This window comes from Paenibacillus sp. FSL R5-0744, from assembly GCF_037972555.1.
Lineage (GTDB): Bacteria > Bacillota > Bacilli > Paenibacillales > Paenibacillaceae > Paenibacillus_AQ.
This window is the reverse complement of sequence record NZ_CP150228.1, coordinates 1,070,077-1,088,653: the sequence shown is the minus strand read 5'-3', so window position 1 is coordinate 1,088,653 and position 18,577 is coordinate 1,070,077. Positions and strand designations below refer to the sequence as shown.

The following is an 18,577-nucleotide window of genomic DNA, read 5'->3' as shown; positions in this document are numbered from 1 at the left end:
GGAGATGAAATATGAACATCGATGTCCAAGATGAAAGCGACAGCGGGAGCGGACAAGCCGTAGCCTTCACCCTTGGGGAGAAGGAAGAGGTTCATGTGCTGCACCCACAACAAATTATCGCTTATCAAGGGCCTGCCACTGGACGGGCAGACAGATTTATGGATGTAAAGGGCATCTATCGCAAGCGAAAACTGATTCGTTCGGATATGTCTGGCCCTTGCCATTTTGTCGCCGCCCTTCCACCAGGTTATCGGGTAAAGATTCTGCAGCTTGATGGAAAGAGCGATTTATTGTACGACTTTAAACATCTCTTCTTCTACAGCAAGGGAGTTACGATGGATACACGAGTGCTAAGTATGAAGAATGTGCTCGTTACACGAGATATTGTGAAAGTGAAATTTACGGGTAACGGCATCATTGGTATATTGACTGAAGGTACGGTATGTGAAGCTGAGCTTCATCCTTACAATCCGCTCTATGTGGATGCAGGCAGCATTATTGCCTATCCTGAGAATGCGAAGCTGGAGCTTACCGTTTACGGCAACCATTTAGCTAGCCAGCATATGAGTTATCATTGGAAGATGACGGGCCACGGCCCTGTGTTGTTTCAGGCGGGACGCCAGAATCGCCGATTTGAAAGAGATAATAACGATGATGGAATTATTAAACGATTTCTGCGCGAAGCCGTGCCATTTGGTGGAGTATTTATTAAATAGAATGCTTCAAAAAAAAGAGCGCCATGCGTTAACAATACGCAGGCGCTCTTTGTATATTCTATCCCTATAAGGATGTTGTCTTAGCCGATAAAGGCATTCAGCATCCAAGCATGTTTCTCAATGCTGCTTCTGATGCCAATCAGCAGATCCGCAGTTGGTTGATCGCTCAATTCTTCAGCAGTAGCAATTGCATCTTGCAGTTCTTTAGCAACAGTCTTAAAGTCTCTCACGAGCTCAAGTACCATACCTTTAGCATCTTCGCCGCCGCGAGCTTCTTGTAAGTCGGACAATTCAAGATATTGCTTCATTGTGGAGGCTGGTTGTCCACCAATAGAAAGCAAACGTTCAGCCAAATCATCTGCATAACCTGCAGCTTCATTGTATAGCTCTTCAAACTTCTCATGCAGTGTGAAGAATTGAGATCCGCTAACATACCAGTGATAATGATGAAGCTTTACCCCGAGCAGGAACCAGTTCGCAGTTTGGCGGTTCAAAGCAGCTTGCAGTCCAGTATGGTTCTTTAATTGTGTTGTCATTAATAAAACCTCCTATGGTTCATTTATTATAATTGTATTTAGACTCGTTCTAAATCTATATACAATTTAACACACTCTTTCGTGTTTTGCAACTATTCTGGAGATTATATGTTGTGCCGATTCTAGCACAGCTTATGTTATGAAGCCTATTATGTGTGTCACACTTTGGTAAAAGAGTCTCTTCTCTAGATTAAAGAAACATCCTCCTCCGCGGTCTTTCCTTTCCTGCTGCGGAAGAAAGCCCTCATCTCATCACGCTTACTCTTCGGACTTAGGACATACACAGTATCCCCAGGCTCAATAACAGTACTTCCATGCGGAGTGACAATCTTTTTATTGCGGATAATTGCCGTAAATAAGATATCATCTGGCAGACCTATTTCTGAAATCATCTGTCCAGCAATGGGCATATAAGGGTTAATTCCAATATGGTTAAACTCCGAGTCTGTCTTGCCAAGAGCAACCAGCTCCATCAGGGAAGGCTGATCTGAATCTTCTTGCCCCACAAGCTTCAATCGGGATGCTAGCGGGGAAATACTAGTTCCCTGAATCACCGCCGAGGTCAGTACGACAAAGAACACAACATTAAAGAATAGTCGTCCGTGAGACAGATCAGCCAGCAGCGGATAAGTCGCTAACACAATCGGAACGGCTCCACGAAGTCCGGCCCAAGAAATCAAAGTCTTCTCGCGGATCGTAAATTTGGAAAAGTGCAGGCTTATAAATACACCGATTGGTCTAGCTACAACCATCAGAATGACGGATAACAAGATACCTTGCCATGCCACTTCCGCCAGCTCCTGTGGAAATACTAACAAACCAAGCAGTATGAACATAAATATTTGCATCATCCAAGCAAAACCATGACTAAAATTCATAATGGTACGGTGATACATTAGCTCGGAATTCCCAAGCGTAAGGCCCATAACATAAACAGCCAGCAGCCCGCTGCTATGTACCCATGCTGATAAACCATAGGTCAGAACAGCAAAGCCAATCGCCATTACTGGATAAAGACCTGTGGAATCCAGGTTAATTCGATTGATACAGAAAACTGCGATCTTCCCCAGCACAAAACCCAGTACTAAGCCAATGCCCATCTCCCATATAAAAGACAACAGCAGCCCCCATATCGCCATATCCGGATGCTGTATCCATTCGATTAGCGAGACTGTCAAGAATACCGCCATTGGATCGTTGCTTCCTGATTCTGCTTCTAACGTCGAGGTCAGACGTTTATCAATGTTCTTACCGCCAAGTACCGAGAAGACTGCAGCCGCATCTGTCGATCCAACGATCGCTCCAAACAGAAAGCTTTCTGGCCATGACACATCAAGGATCAGCTTAGCGAATACCCCTACAATGGCTGTCGTCATGATTACGCCTACCGTTGATAAGGATAATGCTGGCCGAATAACAGGTTTAATATCCTTAATATTCGTCTGCATGCCACCTTCGAATAATATGACAACCAATGCGAAGATCCCGGCCATTTGCGTTAAGGAAGCATTGTTAAAAAAAACAAATTGGCTTAGCACCATCCCCGCAGCAAGAAACAGCACTAAAGCTGGCATTCCAAATTTAGTGGAGAACTTGGTGGAAAATACGCCTACAAGCAAGAGTGCTGCCAGTAATAATATAATATTATCTGCAAGTTGGGACACCGATTATTCACTTCCCTTTCTCTTCTAGCTTTAAAATATAAGAAGCTTCCTTATTTATGTACTTTATTACCCTTTTCGATATCCTTTTGAGACATTGAATAATATAAACAAGATTGGAGATTTCATTCCCCGGGCCTTATACTTTATGTAAATGCTTTCTCCCCATCGTGTGTACATATAGGAGGTTGAATGTTATGCAATTGAGATTAATTAAACCTGCGGAGCTAGACCAAGCGGCTCTGCTCGCAGATTCTGTCTTTCGTGAACCGGGTGCCACTTCAATGAAAGAACTGTTTCCACTTATTTTCCGTCCTGGGCTCAGTCATTCCTACGCGGCTATTACCGATGACGGAACGGTTGCTGCTTTCATGGGGCTCGTACCCTCCACGATCAAGACTGGAGATGCTTTCCTGAATGTATTCTCCATAGGTGCTGTCTGCACCGATCCCGCTTTTCGGGGCCAAGGACTGGCGGGCCAACTTCTACAGCTATGCCAGAGTCACGCTGCCGAGGCCGAGGCATCGCTGATTTTTGTCTCGGGTGATCGTTCGTTATACATCCGAGCTGGGTGCGTACCGTTCGGAGGTACGCAATTTGCCGAGCTGAACGCAAGCTCAGCTCAGGCTCTTGCAGCCGCAGCAGGAGAAGAATGGACGCTGCGGCCAATGCAGCCGGGCGACTTCTTCGCCGTCTACCGGCTGCTCAATGAACGCGAAGCCGGACATGTATATAGTCCGGGTGAGCTGGCGCTGCTGCTGGGGACCGAGGCTTACGCGGGTGTGATGGGCTTAGCCCAGCGCACACTCGTAGCCGTTCGGGACGGCAGCATCGAGGGGTTCGCCGCGGTGGCTGTGCCCGCGGCGGCGGACGTGCCAGCGCCGAACACGGCGACGGCGGTGGAATGGGCCGGCCAGCCGAGCGCGGTAGCGGCATTGCTGGCCAAGGCGGCCTTGTGCGGCGGCGTTGGCACGCTGCAAGTGCCTGTGCCGTGGCAGGAGCGCGGCTTGCTCGCGCTCCTGCGGGACGCCGGCGCCAGCTTAAGCGGCGGCGCGAACAGCGGGACGGTCTGCATCGCAGACCGGGAAGCGCTATTGCGGCAGACCGAAGGCTGCCGCAAGGGCCTCGACTTGTCGTCCGTGCAGGACGACAAGGAGCTGATCTCGCTGCTCTTTGATCCAGCGAGATCAGAGGATTCCGATGCTATTGCTTTGCCGTATATGTCTGGACTTCGTTTCATTTAACGGATTTAAACAAGAATAAACGGAAGCCGTCCTTTTAAGGACGGCTTCCGTTTCTGCGAGAAAGAGAAAGATAATATATGCCGTGGAACATATACATTCTGATCTATGGGATATCCCAAACTCCCCCACCTTCTGCACTCAGTCTAAGAAATTGTGATGGGGCGTTGGGGAAGGAGTTTTATGGGGAAAAACTCCCTCTATTTAGGATGATTTCCTCACAATTGCCCAGTTATGCGGAATTTCTCCCTATAATACGGAGGATTTTCTAAAAAACGGCGATATCCGCTGGAATACAGGGAGAAATTCCCTATATTCCACCTGTTCAACCCTAAAACACAAAATTTATAGGGAAGAATTCCCTATTCCATTGTAGATCTATCTCACAGTAATTTAGTATGCGCTATAAATGATTATATAAATTCAAATGATACCCTTATTCTCTGGAATACACCTGCAGCTCTTGAATGGACCAATAATTCCCGCCGGATCCGGTCTGTACAATTTTGACATACCTCGTCTTTACTTTAGAAAAGGATATCTTAGTAAGCTCTTTCGTACCTTTACCAGACGTGAGTTTTTTCCAGTTTTGAGCATCGTCAGAAATATAAACTACATAATCTCTTGGATAATCAAAAGGTGATAACGTGCTATCCAAATCTATTCTTTCAATTTCATGTGCTTCACCCAGATCAATCTGAAAATACTCTCCGGAAACCTGATGTTTCCCCGTATCCCAGCGCGTGCGCCGATCCCCATCGATGGCCAGACTCGGAGCTGATGCTGCCGTATTCACATTTGAGGATACCTTCCATTTAGTACGATCCAGAGGAACCAGTCCGGTGGCTGTAATCTGAACTTTATCGGACAGTAAATTAGAGCCGGATACCCTTACCGCGTAGGTATATAACGTCCCTTCACGTAAATTATGATCCGTATATTCTGTAAGCTTCACATCGGTGGCTACCACCTTCATTTCCCCGCCGCTACCTTCAGCGCGAAGCAGTTCATAGCTTGCTCCTGGTGCCTCCAACCAATTTAATTTTACAGCTAAACCTTTTGTTGCTGCGGCTTTGAATCCTTTAGGGGCCAACGGCTTTACTTCAGAGGAAGGCTGCAAAATATACTGTACAGCCTCTCCTGGAGCAAGTGTCTCCGTAAAGGTTAACGTGGGAGTAGCCTTTTTGCCTGTTACATAACTTCTTGCTTTTTCATACGTATCCCCGTTTCCAAAACGTTCCCCTTCGTACACCCCGTTTTTCTGCATAGTCACATTTACACTCACGGTCTGTGGAGTAGACTCAAAGTTAACGAAATTAACCAGTACCTTATTTGAAGTCGCCCCGCTTCCAGCAAGAGGCTTCAATGTAGAAGTATCCACGGCCCGAACATATACCAGCTTGTCGGCTAACACATCTTTGTTTGCAACTTGGTAAGTTAATGGAGCTCCATGTGTAGCATAGGCAAGACTGAGCCTTCTCATAATGCTGACACGTGAATCCTCATTTTCTTTTGTATAATAAATCTCTGTGGTCGCCGGATCATGCTCTTCTAAATTAAACCCGTATTTGAATAAACTGAAATCCTTAAAAAAAGCAGCATGCTGCACAAACATATCCGCATAACCAATATGCGCACGCATGATCCGGTCGAATACAGCCGCTGTCCGCTCCGTTGCCCCGTATTGATAGGCATCCACATGGCTGTCCGAGGTACCAAATTCAGTGGTCAGCATTTTTTTGCCGAGTCCATTGTCTGCGCCAGTGAAGGTCTTCAAATTCTCAGTAAAGCTTCCTCCATTACTAAAAATATAAGAGTCGCCGTAGGAGTGTCCATTGGTCAAATCCGTAACCTTCTCCAGCTCCATACGTTGCTCTGGATCACGTTCCCAGCCATCTGGATCTCCACATTCCTTCCCGGTTCCCTTCTGATTACCACAGGAATCTTCACTGTAGCTCGGCCAATACGCCCAGCCCGGAGCAACAGTTTGTAAATGGGGCGCGATTTGCTTCCCTTTTTTATTCAACCAGTCCGCAATCGCCAGGTTAACTGCCTTAGAACGATTGAATAACCCTGGCTCATTATCTACCTCATAATATTGAAAATAAGGGCTATATTGTTCAAAATAATCTGTCAGCTTTTTCTCCGCATCAGCAGGCAACGATCCATCTGCCTTAAGCTTAATATCACCAGTATGCAAATACAGAGCAACCGCCTGCATGTTGTAATCCTGCAATACCTTGTAATATTCCAGCATATCTGAGCAGGATCTCCCGACATCACTGGCACAGCTGGTACGCATCACATTGCCGCTATAAGCCATCCCTAGCCATTTGATAACATAAGGCAAGTGCGTAACCGCACCTTCATCAAAGTAAAACTGCTTATTATTCACTACTGTTCCGGTCAGTGTATAGCTGCCATGAATAGGCTCGGAAATTGGAGCGTTAAGAGATTCTAAACGGAGATTATCCCAAGTCCACCAGGAATATTCGTCTTCTTTGTCACTACAATATAAACAGCGAACCGTTTGCAGCTTCAATTCGTTCGTTCCCAGCTTCAATTGCTCCTTGGGAATGTATAATTCATAGGATTTTTGAAAGCTATATTCACTTTCTGTGCCCGATACGCCCGCAATTTGAATGATCCCTGACAATTGATGATTGGAAAACACACTCATTTGTGGCACGGATTTATAAGCATCCAGAATTCCTACGCTAAATAAGACCCCATTCTCCGGGATCTTATTTAGCTGATAGGTGATCGTTAATTCCGGCTGGGTCTTTCCATTCAAGCCTGCAGGCAAGCTCTGAAGAGCCGATGATTTGAGCGCTGAAGAAGGAACATTAAATATCTTCTTACTGCCAGAAGTGCCACTCGTAGCGAACTCAGCTGCTGAGCCATCATGTTGTCCCAGATTCCAGATCAGAGTACCATCCGGTATTTCTGCTGCAACATCACTTCCTGTGGCTAATCTTGGTATATTGGCACCTACCTTATAATCGTTCGTCTTATTCGTTCCGAAAACAGAGACAGACAACAGAAACAAGACGGTTAATGCGGTGAATTTCAGTAATAACAGTAATGGTTTGTTTGCAGTTATCCTATTTTTTCTATTAGATATTCTCCTCGTTATTCCCATCCATAGGTCCTCTCTTTCTTCCGGAATGTCTAACCCTATCATTTCATTAGATTAAGGAAGGAACAATGCCCCTTGTGGAATCACCTGCTGCTTCTGGCTGGAACTCTCCCACAGCAAGCGAAGATTAGCATCTCCTTCATTCTCATAATATTCAATTTGGATATCATAAAGTGTTCCGGCTGTGAGCGGGATACTTCCTTTATGAAGTGTTGCACTTTGATTCTTCCAATTATCGATGATCAGCTTTCCGTCAATCCAGACACGGACTCCATCATCAGAGGATGCCGAAATCGTATATTTTTCACTGAATTTGGGTTTGAGCTTCCCTTTCCAGCGAACAGAAAAATGATCTTCATCTATCTCCTGTGCAGGTGACCCGCCATGCCAATTAAAATCAATCTTACGATCATCGCGGATAAGTACCGCTTCTCCCTCTAAATCAGTATTGTTATAGTATTCTCCAGTTAAACCCGCTAGGGTTCCCGGGATTACCGGTGCTATCGAAGGGCCTCCTGTTGTGAGAACGTAATCCTCTCTCGATAATATAAACGAGTCATTCATAAAGCTTTTAATTGACTGTAGCGTATTATTTTCTGTCAGTAATTTTCCCCAGGTCATCATATAGACCCATTTATTTTGTTTCTCGGTTAATACTTCCGGGTTCGGCAGCTGTCCACTCTCCCCGATTCCGATAGGTTTACCTTCAGCAAGTGCGAGCAGATCCTCATAGTAGGACTGCTTATAATCGTTATTGTAGATATCCGCAGCCAGAACATCGAGTTTATCCGCACCCGGATAATATGCAGCATAAGGATCTGCCCATTCATTCGGCGCATTTGGATTCCACACCCACAGTAGATTATTCAGTTGATGTGTGTTTACAAAACGATCATAGACAATATTCCAAAGCGCTGAAAAATTGTCCTTTTTCCCCCACCAAAACCAACCGCCGTTCATTTCATGGTAAGGTCGCCATAAGACTGGAACTCCGGCATCACGCAGCTGTCCCAAATAGCCAGCGATCTCGTCTAGATCAGAGATTAGACTCTTATACTGAGCCGTCCCAGGCGTAACATAAGCATTAAACTTCTCTTGACTGAGACTTCTGTTTACATTGGACCATTCCGGAGAAGTCCCCGGCAAACTCTGATGGAATGTCATGGCTACAATGCCACCCTCTTGATGCCACTCCATTGCACTGTCTATAACAGCTTGTCGCTGTTCTGCGATCGTCCCTTCGGGTTGATTATTAATTGCCCCCAATTCATAACCATGTAGAACGGCATTTTGTCCCGATGTATTCTTCAGCTTATGAACCAGTTCATCTGGACTTTCTAGATAATCATGCTGGCCAGACAGGATTCCTTTGCCACGTAGATTCACCAAATTACTCAGCAGTTGCTTGGCTTCTTCAGAAGCTGATGGATTGCTTGGTATAGCCGAAGGAAGAGAGGAAGAAACACTCATAGCCTTCGGAAGACCCTTAACCTCTCCCCAAGGCAGCAAGGAAAAAATAATAAACACCGGTAATATAGTAAACAACAATCTGTTTTGCTTATAATATTTACGCAAATAAATCCTCCTTTCGGTAGCTGTACTGCCTCCACAGGTGCTAAATAAACATACCTGTTATCGGACAATCGTCTTCTGACCTAATGAGGACTATAGCTTAGTAGCTCTGCAATAACGCAGAGCCACTAAGGATCGACCTTTAATTTTCATCAATCAGGAGACATCCGGAAGATAAAGTGCACTTGCTGGAACTGTCTCTTTAGCTTGACTAGCACTTTCCCACATCAAGCGGACTCTCGCATCGCCTTCATTTTCGTAATACTCCACCTTGATATCATATAGCTGGCCAGCCTTCAGCGTTATATTACCCTTACGCTCAGTACCACTTTGCTTAGTCCAACTATCAATCACGGATTGCCCATTCACCCACACACGGATGCCATCATCTGAGGTAGTGTAAAATGTATATTGCTCATCATATAATGGCTTAATTTTACCGCTCCAACGTATGGAGAAACGATCAATCCCAAGGGCGGCATCCGGCGATCCTTGCCGCCAATTGAAATCGATAATTGCATCAGTTCTAGTAAGAGCTGCTGTTCCCGATAGCTGTATGTTGTTGTAATATTCTCCTGCAAGCCCCTTCGCAAGAGGAATGGCTTCCTCACCCTCTTCTTCGGGAGGTGCCGGCGCTGGTGCAGCGCTAGGTGTCGGTGCCAGACCAGTATTTAATTTATCTCTGGTCAGGGTATAGTTGCTATTCATAAATGTTTTAATTGTATCTGCACTGTTATTCTCGTAAAGCATTTTTCCCCAGCTCATCATATACGTCCATTTACTTTGTGATTGCTGAAGCTTCTCCAGATTAGGCATTTCACCATTCTCCCCGATCGCAATCGGTTTGCCTGCGGCTAGACTCAACAAGCTGTCATAGTATTTTTGCTGGTAATCATTTTCGTATATATCTGCTGCCAGAATATCTACTTTATCAGCACCTGGATAAGTTAGCGCATAAGGATCTGACCAAACATTGGGAGCATTCGGACTCCATACCCATAACAAATTATTTAATTTATGAACGTTAACAAAACGGTCATACATAATATTCCAAAGTTTAGAAAAGTTATTTTTCTTCCCCCACCAGAACCAGTTCCCGTTCATTTCATGATAGGGTCTCCAAAGCACCGGAACATTGGCATCGCGCAAGCTTTTTAGGGAGACTGCCACCTTATCAAGTTCAGCGATCAGATTGTTATATTGCTTGGTACCCGGTGTAACGTAACTATCGAACTCATTCTGACTAAGTGTTTTTTTTACATTATCCCAGTCATAAGAGGTGCCCGGCAGGTTAGCATGAAAAGTCATAGCTACGATCCCGCCCGCTTTATTCCAGTTGATGGCGCTGTTCACCACATTTTGACGCTGCCAGGCCATCGTTCCTTCTGACTGACCGCTGATCGCGCCCAGTTCATAACCGTGAAGAGCGGCATATTGTCCGCTGGTTCCCTTCAGCATATTGTTAATTTCATCTGGACTTTCTAAATAGTCATGTTGACCAGCAATAATACCTTTTCCTGAGATCGAGTAAAAATAGTTAAGCAGCTTTACGGCTTCAAGTGAGGCTCCTGGGGTAACTGGCGTTCCAGAATTTGAAGCAGCTATGACAACAGACGGCGAAATTCCAACAGTAAGCGGAAGTGCAGTCAGAAACAAGACGAGTGACAGAAATGCGCCAAATAATCGATACGTACGGTAAGCTTTCAAAATAATCTCCCTTTCGGTAGCCAGGCTGCCACTCTTTCGAAGGCCCTATAGCTTTGCGTCCCTACCTTTCGATAGGTTTGCCTTTTCAATTTAAGAGAAATAATCTCTCTTACCGTAAGTATCGACGACAATTAATGATATATTTAGTGTTTTTATGACTTTTTTTGATAATTGAGTCAATTTACCTGTTTCAAGAAATTTTGGATTGGTTAAATAGATAGGTTAGACCTATGAAATGAATTGTTGTAGTTCTATATCATTCCAGTCTAAAGTAATACGAATGTTATCTTCTTCTACTAATTCAGAACCCGTCTGTACCTCTATAAACTCGACATCCGTCAAAGCAAGGATCGCGTGCTTCGTTCCTTCCGGTATACGTACTACGTCCCCAGCCTTCACATTATGTTTTTTCTCATTCAGCACAATACTTGCTTCGCCGCTGACGATTGTCCAAATTTCACTACGCTTGCGATGTAATTGATAGCTGATATTATTCCCCTCGGATATAAAAATCCGTTTGGTCAGCACTTCATTGCCTTCATCATATTTCACATAATCAATAACTTTGTAATGGCCCCAGCGGCGTTCCTCGTACATCGGTCTTTGTTCAAAGGTCTTCAGCACTTCTTTAATCCGTGGGCTCTCAGCTTTATGGGTAACTAGAATCCCATCCGGGCTAGCCGCAATGATCAGATCCTTCGCACCAATTACCGTAATCGGAATATCCAGCTCATTAATCAAGCAAGTCCCCTCAGAATCCGCCGTTACAAAACCTTTTCCTACATGCTTGCTGCTCATTTCCTCTGTCAGCGTATTCCACGTTCCAAGGTCCTTCCAGAATCCATCATACGGCTGCACCACAATATGTTCTTCTTTCTCCACCACTTCATAATCAAAGCTGATGGAAGACAATAGCTTATACTGCTTCTGCAATTCTTCATATCCTAAAGGCAACCCTTTACGCTGCAAAATATCTAACAAGTACCCTAAGCGGAAGGCAAACACTCCACAATTCCACAATGCATTTTGCTCGATGAGCTGTTCTGCTTGTATACGGTCTGGTTTCTCTTGAAAGTGACTCACCTTCATAAAACCATTTCCCCCCGCCTCTTCGGTGGTAGGAATAATATATCCGTATTTCTCTGAGGCATGTTCAGGAACAACACCCATTAGTGCCAGATTTGCTCCACTTTCCAGCATGGTCCCCTCAAGCATAGCTATGGTATCGAAAAAGGATGCTTCTACATAAGGGTCAACAGGCAATATTGCTACCGTTTCCGCTGGAGAAACACCTGCCACTGAATAAAGATAGGTAGCTGTTAAGGCGATAGCCGGAAAAGTATCCCGACGCTCCGGTTCAACGATAATCGGCACATGACTTCCCAGTTGGCTTTGTATCATTTCTACTTGGCCGCGGCCGGTGGCCAGATAAGATGATTCTGCCATCCCTGCTTCCTCCAGCTGTCTCCAGACACGTTGTACCATGGATTCTGGTTCACCTTGAGGGCTTTCAAGTACCTTTAGAAATTGCTTTGAACGTGAGTCGTTGGACAACGGCCATAACCGTTTACCTGAACCGCCTGATAGAAGTACCATTTTCATAGAATGAACCCTCCTTGAATTGATATCAAAACCTATGTCTTCCGTTTGGTGGTCGTTGGAATGGATGCACTTACTAACTTTGTTAGGTAGAAACCTCTCCAAGGGATTTTGGATTTCCGATCGCTGTTATCCTCAGATTTCCTGATTGAACCGCTTCTAGCGGTAGAAATCCGAGGATAGCATATGCTTTCGAAGCTAGCTTTCCTACGGAAATCTTTCGGGCGAACACTCCGTTTCTACAGTTCCAAATTCCCTTTCCGTTCTTCACCTAACTAACTTCTTCTTAATACTTGATCCGTGCGTACCGGGCTGTACCAGCCGGAAGCAAGCACGTTTTTCTAAAGATTTGTTTCTGCTCTGGGGGAGGCAGCTGCAACTGCAAGAACAACTGCAAGAACAACTGCAACTACAAGAGCAACACTAGTTGCCACCACAGAGACAGAGACAATGACAACTACAAATGCTACTGCTACTGCGGTATATAATCAGAGTACCTAACTTTATAAATTGCTTAGAACCATAAAATAAGGGAACGAAGTGGCGGAGGGGAATTTGGGAACTGTAAGAGCGATAGCGTCCGCCTTTGTCTGCGGATTTCTACCGCTATCAGCGGTTAAAATCAGGAAATCTGCAGACAACAGCGGCTGAAAGTCCAAACATTCTCTGGAGTCACGGCTCATCCCTAAATAGAAAAATCACAAGTTCAATCAATATAACTTAGATTAAACCGCTCCAGCCACACTAGCAGAATAACCGCTCAATCCACCCATCTGCGGGCGACCGACAGAATGATAAACGAGGCCGGTACCCTCGATTTGCTCCTTGGAATACACGTTGCGTCCATCGATCAGCACCCCATTGCGCATGCTTTTCGCCAGCTGATGCAGATCAATCTCCTTGAGCAGGCTCCAATCGGTCAGCAGGCATACTGCGTCGCTGCCCTCAGCCGCTTCCTCTGGCAGATTGCACCAGCGAAGCTGCGGATGATCATATTGCTGCCTGAAATTTGTAGCTGCGATTGGATCATATAGTTTGACTGTTGCCCCCTCAGCCACCAGTGCCTCAACAATCTCTCTGGCGGGAGCTTCGCGGACATCATCAGTATTAGGCTTGAAAGCAAGCCCCCATATCCCAATCGTCGAACCGCGCAGGCTGCCAAGTGATTCATGCAGCTTGGAGATGATCATAAACCGTTGTCCCTTGTTCACTTCGACTACAGATTTCAATAATTTGAATTCGTAATCGACGTTGCCCGCAATTTGAATGAGCGCATTAGTGTCTTTCGGGAAACAGGAGCCTCCATAACCGATACCAGCCTGCAGGAAGGATGACCCGATTCTTTGGTCCATACCCATTCCTTGTGCTACCTCGGTTACATCAGCTCCCACTTTTTCACAAATATTGGCGATCTCGTTAATAAAGGAGATCTTCGTGGCCAAAAATGCATTTGAAGCATATTTGATCATTTCAGCACTGCGTATATCTGTTACAAATACATTTTCAGTGAAACCCTTATGAAGCTCGCGCATGGTTGGTTCCAGCTCTGGATTATCAAGACCAATGACAATTCTGTCGGGATGGAGGGTATCGCGAATCGCTGACCCTTCACGTAAAAACTCGGGAGCAGACACGATATCAAAAGAATGATGGGTAAACTTAGAGAGCATTTTGGAGATTTTCTCATTTGTCCCTACGGGAACTGTAGATTTAGTCATTATAATTTTGTGCCCGTCCATCGCTTTAGCGATTTCAGCAGCTGCACCCTCAATGTAGGTTAAGTCAGCTTCACCATTAGGCAGCGATGGCGTACCTACAGCAAGAATGATAATATCTGAATGCCGCACCGAATCCTGAAGATCTGCAGAAAAAGATAACCGTTCCTCACGAAGATTCAGTTCAATCAGTTCCTCGATTCCCGGCTCATAGATGGGCGATTCCATCTGTTTCAGCTTCTTAATCTTTTCCTCGTCCTTATCCACACAGATGACATGATGTCCGCCCAGTGCAAAGCACACGCCAGATACAAGACCCACATACCCAGTACCAATTACTGTCAGCTTCATACAATCATCCTCCTTTTAGAAAATTGACGTAGGCCTGCTCAACATACTGCTTGAACTTAACCATAAACGCCTGCTCATCGAATTTACGTGCATGCTCCATGATTTGATCGATATCCCAAGCGTAGGACTCTACCTCATTAATAGCCTTAAGCAGATCCTCCACTTCTTGATGCTGAAAGAACACACCATTTACATAAGGAATAATAGTATCCAGTGCCCCACCTGCTTGATAAGCAATTACCGGTCTTCCTGCAGCGTTCGCTTCCAGCGGTGTAATTCCAAAGTCCTCTTCTCCTGGAAAAATGAACGCTCTACACTGTGCCATCATTCCAGTCACTTGCTCATCTTCTAGCCGGCCCAGAAACGATACATTATCCTTAGCCATGCCTTCGAGACGCTTGCGATCTGGTCCATCCCCTACGATATAAAGCTTAAGTCCGTTACGGTTAAAAGCCTCTACGGCTAGATCAATCCGCTTGTAGGAAACAAGCCGGGAGACAATTAAATAATAGTCACCAATGGTTGAAGAGCTTGTAAACCGGGCTGTATTAATCGGTGGAAATATGACATCTGCATCCCGGTGATAATAATTCTGAATCCTCGTCTTCACTACTGATGAATTGGCTACGAACTGATTCACATTTTTGGAAGTTCGCTGGTCCCACGTTTTGAGCTGCTGCATGTATACCTTAAGCATCTTTTTGAACAACCCGGAATTCGACTGACGTTCCATGTAGGTGTCATAATCCCATGCGAAGCGCATAGGCGTATGGCAGTAACAAAGATGAAACGTATGTTTAGGAACTTGAATACTTTTCATAAAAGCACTGCTGGAACTCAGGACGATATCGAAACCGCGAAAGTCCAAATCACGGATGGCCATTGGATAAAGTGGCAGCACCCCTTTAAAATTGGTCTTTACCCCCGGAATCTTTTGCAGCCAGGAGGCACGGATATCCGCATCTTTGAGATTGTCAGTAAGGCGGCTTCCGTTAAAAACCGTTGTGTAGATTGGAGCCTCGGGATACATGTGATGAAAGACTTCCACCACTCTTTCCGCGCCGCCCATTTGGATTAAGTAATCGTGCGCTATCGCAATTTTCATGTGAATCATCCTCAAAGTTTTATGGAGCATCATCTTCAGAATTACCGCGTCATAGCATCTGTCAGGTGCCCGCCAACAAACCTTTATAGTAGTCAACGATGTCCTTGACCGTATTCTCGATAACAAAATGCTCTTTCACTCGTTTCATCCCATTGTCCGCCATCCGCCGTCTTTCCTCTGGGTGATCCAGCATCCATTTAATGGAATCTGCCAGTATCGCCGCGTCACCAGGCTCTATCAGTAGCCCTGTCTCACCTTGAACTACAATTTCTACCGGCCCGCCTTCATTGGAGGCGATCACCGGCAATCCCGCTGCCATTCCTTCAACGATAACTTGGCCAAAAGGCTCAGGAGTTACCGAAGTGTGAATCAGTAAATCAGCAGTATTCATAAGACCTTGAATATCATCCACATGCCCTAGCATGCTTACATTAGTAAGCTCGTCGTTTTTTATCTTTTGCAGCAATTCCTGCTTATAAGCCTCTTCTCCAAACAGAGCGTCTCCAGCCAGCCAGAATTTCACACGAGGTTCGTTCTTAAAGCCTTTTGCGGCTTCCAGCACAATATGCTGACCTTTCCAATGCGCCAATCGACCAACTAGCAGTACGTTAAAATCCTTCTGGTCCCGCATACCGATCCCATTACCAATCGCTTTAGCGAAAGCGGAGTATACGACCAACGTTTTTTTCGAACGCGGCAGCTCCAAAGCATTCAGCGTAGAATGTGAATTTGCGATGACTCCATTGGGGAGCAGACGCGACAGCAAACGAATGCCTTTGGCAACGATTGGCTTTAAATAAGGAGCTCCAATATGATCCCGGATGTGCCAGATCAATGGAACGCCCGCTATTTTTGCAGCGATGGCTCCGTATAAAGCAGATTTTAGGGAATTGGTGTGCACGCAATCTACCTTCTCCGCTTTTAAGAGCGGCGCAAGCTTGCGGCCATAAGCCAACAGCTTGAAGGCTGCAGCAGGTGCTCCCAAGTTGACAGCATTTCTCCCCCGACTTCTGATGCTCTCATCCAGCGGAATAATACGGACATCCATCCCTTTTTCACGTAGCCGTTCAGCCAGTGCACCATCCTCAGCCAGAATTACCAGTGGATCGATCTGTTCTCCAATATGGGTAAGGATGTTAAACAGGGCAACTTCTCCACCACTCCATTTAGCAGTGTGATCTATATAGGCTACTCTAAGCATTACGTGGTCACCTCCTCTCCTAAGGCTTGCAGGAACACGGATTCTACTTGATCCGTAACATGCTCCCAGGTATATCTCTCCAGTACATGCTCTCTGCATTCATCCCGGCTCGGAAGCAGCTTTCGATTGCTAAGCATATGGATCATACCTTCAGCCATGTGGTCGCTACTTGAACTCTTAAATAGCAACTCCGGCCGGAAGCCTTGCAAAATTTCCTTATTGCCGCCAATCGGTGTAGCCATCACTGGCAATCCTGAAGATAAAGCTTCAACGGTAATTAAACCAAAGCCCTCCAATGCCTGTGAGGGAACCACGAACATATCCGCTGCCTGATAATAAGAGGCTAGCTCATGATCGGGAATGTAGCCTAGCAGTCTTACCTTATTGCTTAAGCCATAGTCGGCGATCTTTTCTTCCAGTTCTCCCCGCAACGGCCCTTTACCACCAATCAGCAGAATTGCATTCGGGAAACGCTCCGCAACTTGCTTCCAGGCTTCAAGCAGCTGTAGTAGTCCCATCCGATTGACCAACCGCCGAACAGTCAGCACGGTTGTTGCTCCCTCAGGTAAATTTAAGCTTCGGCGAATCGCCAATCGATTCGTAGCGGGAATAAAACGTTCCACATTAGCTGCACCTGGAATCACAATAATTTTGTGTAGTGGCACTCCGTGCAGCTTATGGAGAATATCGCGGAACGTCTCACTAAGCACGATGAACTTATCCGCAAGCTTATAGGCTCTATGTTCAATGGATTTGGCGATGGTTGTTTTGACCCGGTGCTTAATGCCTTGGCCTTCGATTTTCATTTCTTCATTCCATGGGCCATGAAAAGTCATCACTACAGGAATCCCACGTTTCTTTGCTTCCAAGGCTGGACCAATACCATAAGGAGCAAAGTGAGTGTATAAAATATCTATACGGCCACTGCCCTCTCCCATCAGATCGGCCGCCTTACGCTGGAAAGCATCCTTACGTTTCCAGATCCCATCTTTTGGATCTCCGGCATTGTGAATAATCAATTCCTCAGGGGTAGCAGGCGTTTCTTGACTGCAAATCAGCGCATGCACCCGATTACGTGAGGAGAGTTGCTCGCAAACGGATTTGAAATACGTGTTAAGCCCACCCGGCTGTAGCGACGGCCAGCTAAGGCCTGTCGTCATAATGTTCAATCCGTCACTGTACGGCATAGCTTCTCTCTCCTTTATTCTCCTTCTCGGTCTGACTCGTCTTCGCATTGTGCTGAGTCAGCTTTCCCGATCTAATTAATTCGTAATGCTTGAAGCCGACCATGAATTCATACATGACCCAAAATACGGATACACCGAAACCTGACATTCCCTTCTTGAACAACCCGTGTAAGAAATACTTTTGCAGGAAACGGGCTGGCGGTCTTAACAGCAGATGACTGACCCGAAATCGTTTGCCCTTGGCATACGCACTTTCAGCTTCCAAGTCAGTGTACTTATTGAAACGTGCCACATGATCGTTAATACTGCGGTAACCATAATGCCAGAGGGTTCCTGTCAAACGTATGGTTCGCTCTTCAGAGACCTCGGGCATCTCGTGCACCAAGCTATTTCGAATTCCATACGCTTTGCGGTTGTAAAGGCGCACTAAATATTCGCCACGATCCAGCCATCTGCCCATAAAATCACCGATCCGGTAGATAGAATAGGCAACCGATTGATCCTTAAGCCCCGGTTTCAGTTCAAGAATACTTGCGGCCAACTCGTCGCTGACCACTTCGTCAGTATCAATAAGGAAGACCCAATCATGAACCGCGCGTTCTACTCCGAACTCCCTCTGTTTCGCATATCCGGGCCATGGGTTGACGTATACACGACAATTCAAGCTTTCGGAAAGCTGAACTGTCCCGTCTTTGCTGCCTCCGTCAATCACAATCACCTCGTCGGCGAATAACCTGCAGGATTGTATGGCCTTAGATATTCGAACTTCGTCATCCTGAGCGATGATGACAGCCGATATTGGATAATTGCCTTGGCCGCCTACCACGCTTTTTACTGAATCCATGAA

General features: G+C 45.8%; 14 protein-coding genes and 1 riboswitch. Of the genes, 2 read left to right on the top strand and 12 right to left on the bottom strand.

Annotated elements, in window-relative coordinates; genetic code table 11:
• The first annotated feature begins 11 nt into the window (after nucleotides 1–11).
• A complete protein-coding gene (locus MKY19_RS04780) occupies nucleotides 12–716 on the top strand; it encodes an AIM24 family protein (protein ID WP_042185200.1) in 705 nt (234 codons plus the stop codon).
• Nucleotides 717–796: 80 nt separating this feature from the next.
• On the opposite strand, the gene MKY19_RS04775 is transcribed toward MKY19_RS04780, so the two are convergent.
• Together MKY19_RS04775 and MKY19_RS04770 are read right to left on the bottom strand one after the other, a co-directional pair.
• The gene (locus MKY19_RS04775; RefSeq protein WP_339800796.1) at nucleotides 797–1,252 is read right to left on the bottom strand and encodes a Dps family protein; all 456 of its coding nucleotides are present in this window, start codon (nucleotides 1,250–1,252) and stop codon (nucleotides 797–799) included.
• A 185-nt stretch (nucleotides 1,253–1,437) separates the two neighbouring features.
• Nucleotides 1,438–2,916, bottom strand: coding sequence for a potassium/proton antiporter (locus tag MKY19_RS04770; protein WP_339269010.1), 1,479 nt, complete (start codon nucleotides 2,914–2,916; stop codon nucleotides 1,438–1,440).
• A 194-nt stretch (nucleotides 2,917–3,110) separates the two neighbouring features.
• Here MKY19_RS04770 and MKY19_RS04765 point away from each other — a divergent pair, with 194 nt between their 5' ends.
• Nucleotides 3,111–4,157: a GNAT family N-acetyltransferase gene (locus MKY19_RS04765; protein WP_339800792.1), complete on the top strand. Its 1,047-nt coding sequence runs from the start codon at nucleotides 3,111–3,113 to the stop codon at nucleotides 4,155–4,157.
• Nucleotides 4,158–4,590: 433 nt separating this feature from the next.
• Here the strand turns inward: MKY19_RS04765 and MKY19_RS04760 are convergent, their stop codons facing one another.
• The 10 genes from MKY19_RS04760 to MKY19_RS04715 form a co-directional block, all read right to left on the bottom strand.
• A complete protein-coding gene (locus tag MKY19_RS04760; protein ID WP_339800789.1) occupies nucleotides 4,591–7,338 on the bottom strand; it encodes a discoidin domain-containing protein in 2,748 nt (915 codons plus the stop codon).
• Nucleotides 7,339–7,347: 9 nt separating this feature from the next.
• A complete protein-coding gene (locus MKY19_RS04755; RefSeq protein WP_339800786.1) occupies nucleotides 7,348–8,868 on the bottom strand; it encodes a glycosyl hydrolase in 1,521 nt (506 codons plus the stop codon).
• Between the two features lie 153 nt (nucleotides 8,869–9,021).
• On the bottom strand, nucleotides 9,022–10,572 hold the full coding sequence (locus MKY19_RS04750; protein ID WP_339800783.1) for a glycosyl hydrolase: 1,551 nt from the start codon (nucleotides 10,570–10,572) through the stop codon (nucleotides 9,022–9,024).
• 12 nt (nucleotides 10,573–10,584) lie between these two features.
• A riboswitch (cyclic di-GMP riboswitch) is annotated at nucleotides 10,585–10,664 on the bottom strand.
• A gap of 136 nt (nucleotides 10,665–10,800) precedes the next feature.
• Nucleotides 10,801–12,174 carry a sugar phosphate nucleotidyltransferase gene (locus MKY19_RS04745; RefSeq protein WP_036676586.1) on the bottom strand — a complete coding sequence of 458 codons (1,374 nt, stop codon included), beginning with the start codon at nucleotides 12,172–12,174 and terminating at the stop codon, nucleotides 10,801–10,803.
• A gap of 82 nt (nucleotides 12,175–12,256) precedes the next feature.
• Nucleotides 12,257–12,442 (bottom strand): hypothetical protein, encoded by a 186-nt coding sequence (locus MKY19_RS04740; protein ID WP_339800780.1) that lies wholly within the window; start codon nucleotides 12,440–12,442, stop codon nucleotides 12,257–12,259.
• Between the two features lie 454 nt (nucleotides 12,443–12,896).
• A complete protein-coding gene (locus tag MKY19_RS04735; RefSeq protein ID WP_339800777.1) occupies nucleotides 12,897–14,237 on the bottom strand; it encodes a UDP-glucose/GDP-mannose dehydrogenase family protein in 1,341 nt (446 codons plus the stop codon).
• 4 nt (nucleotides 14,238–14,241) lie between these two features.
• Nucleotides 14,242–15,342 carry a glycosyltransferase gene (locus MKY19_RS04730; protein ID WP_042185185.1) on the bottom strand — a complete coding sequence of 367 codons (1,101 nt, stop codon included), beginning with the start codon at nucleotides 15,340–15,342 and terminating at the stop codon, nucleotides 14,242–14,244.
• Between the two features lie 61 nt (nucleotides 15,343–15,403).
• Nucleotides 15,404–16,543, bottom strand: coding sequence for a glycosyltransferase family 4 protein (locus MKY19_RS04725; protein WP_339800773.1), 1,140 nt, complete (start codon nucleotides 16,541–16,543; stop codon nucleotides 15,404–15,406).
• Nucleotides 16,543–17,730 carry a glycosyltransferase family 4 protein gene (locus MKY19_RS04720; RefSeq protein WP_042185181.1) on the bottom strand — a complete coding sequence of 396 codons (1,188 nt, stop codon included), beginning with the start codon at nucleotides 17,728–17,730 and terminating at the stop codon, nucleotides 16,543–16,545. Before MKY19_RS04720 ends, MKY19_RS04725 begins: the two co-directional genes overlap by 1 nt.
• On the bottom strand, nucleotides 17,717–18,574 hold the full coding sequence (locus MKY19_RS04715; RefSeq protein WP_042185179.1) for a glycosyltransferase family 2 protein: 858 nt from the start codon (nucleotides 18,572–18,574) through the stop codon (nucleotides 17,717–17,719). The genes MKY19_RS04720 and MKY19_RS04715 overlap by 14 nt, the downstream gene beginning before the upstream one ends.
• Nucleotides 18,575–18,577: the final 3 nt, after the last annotated feature.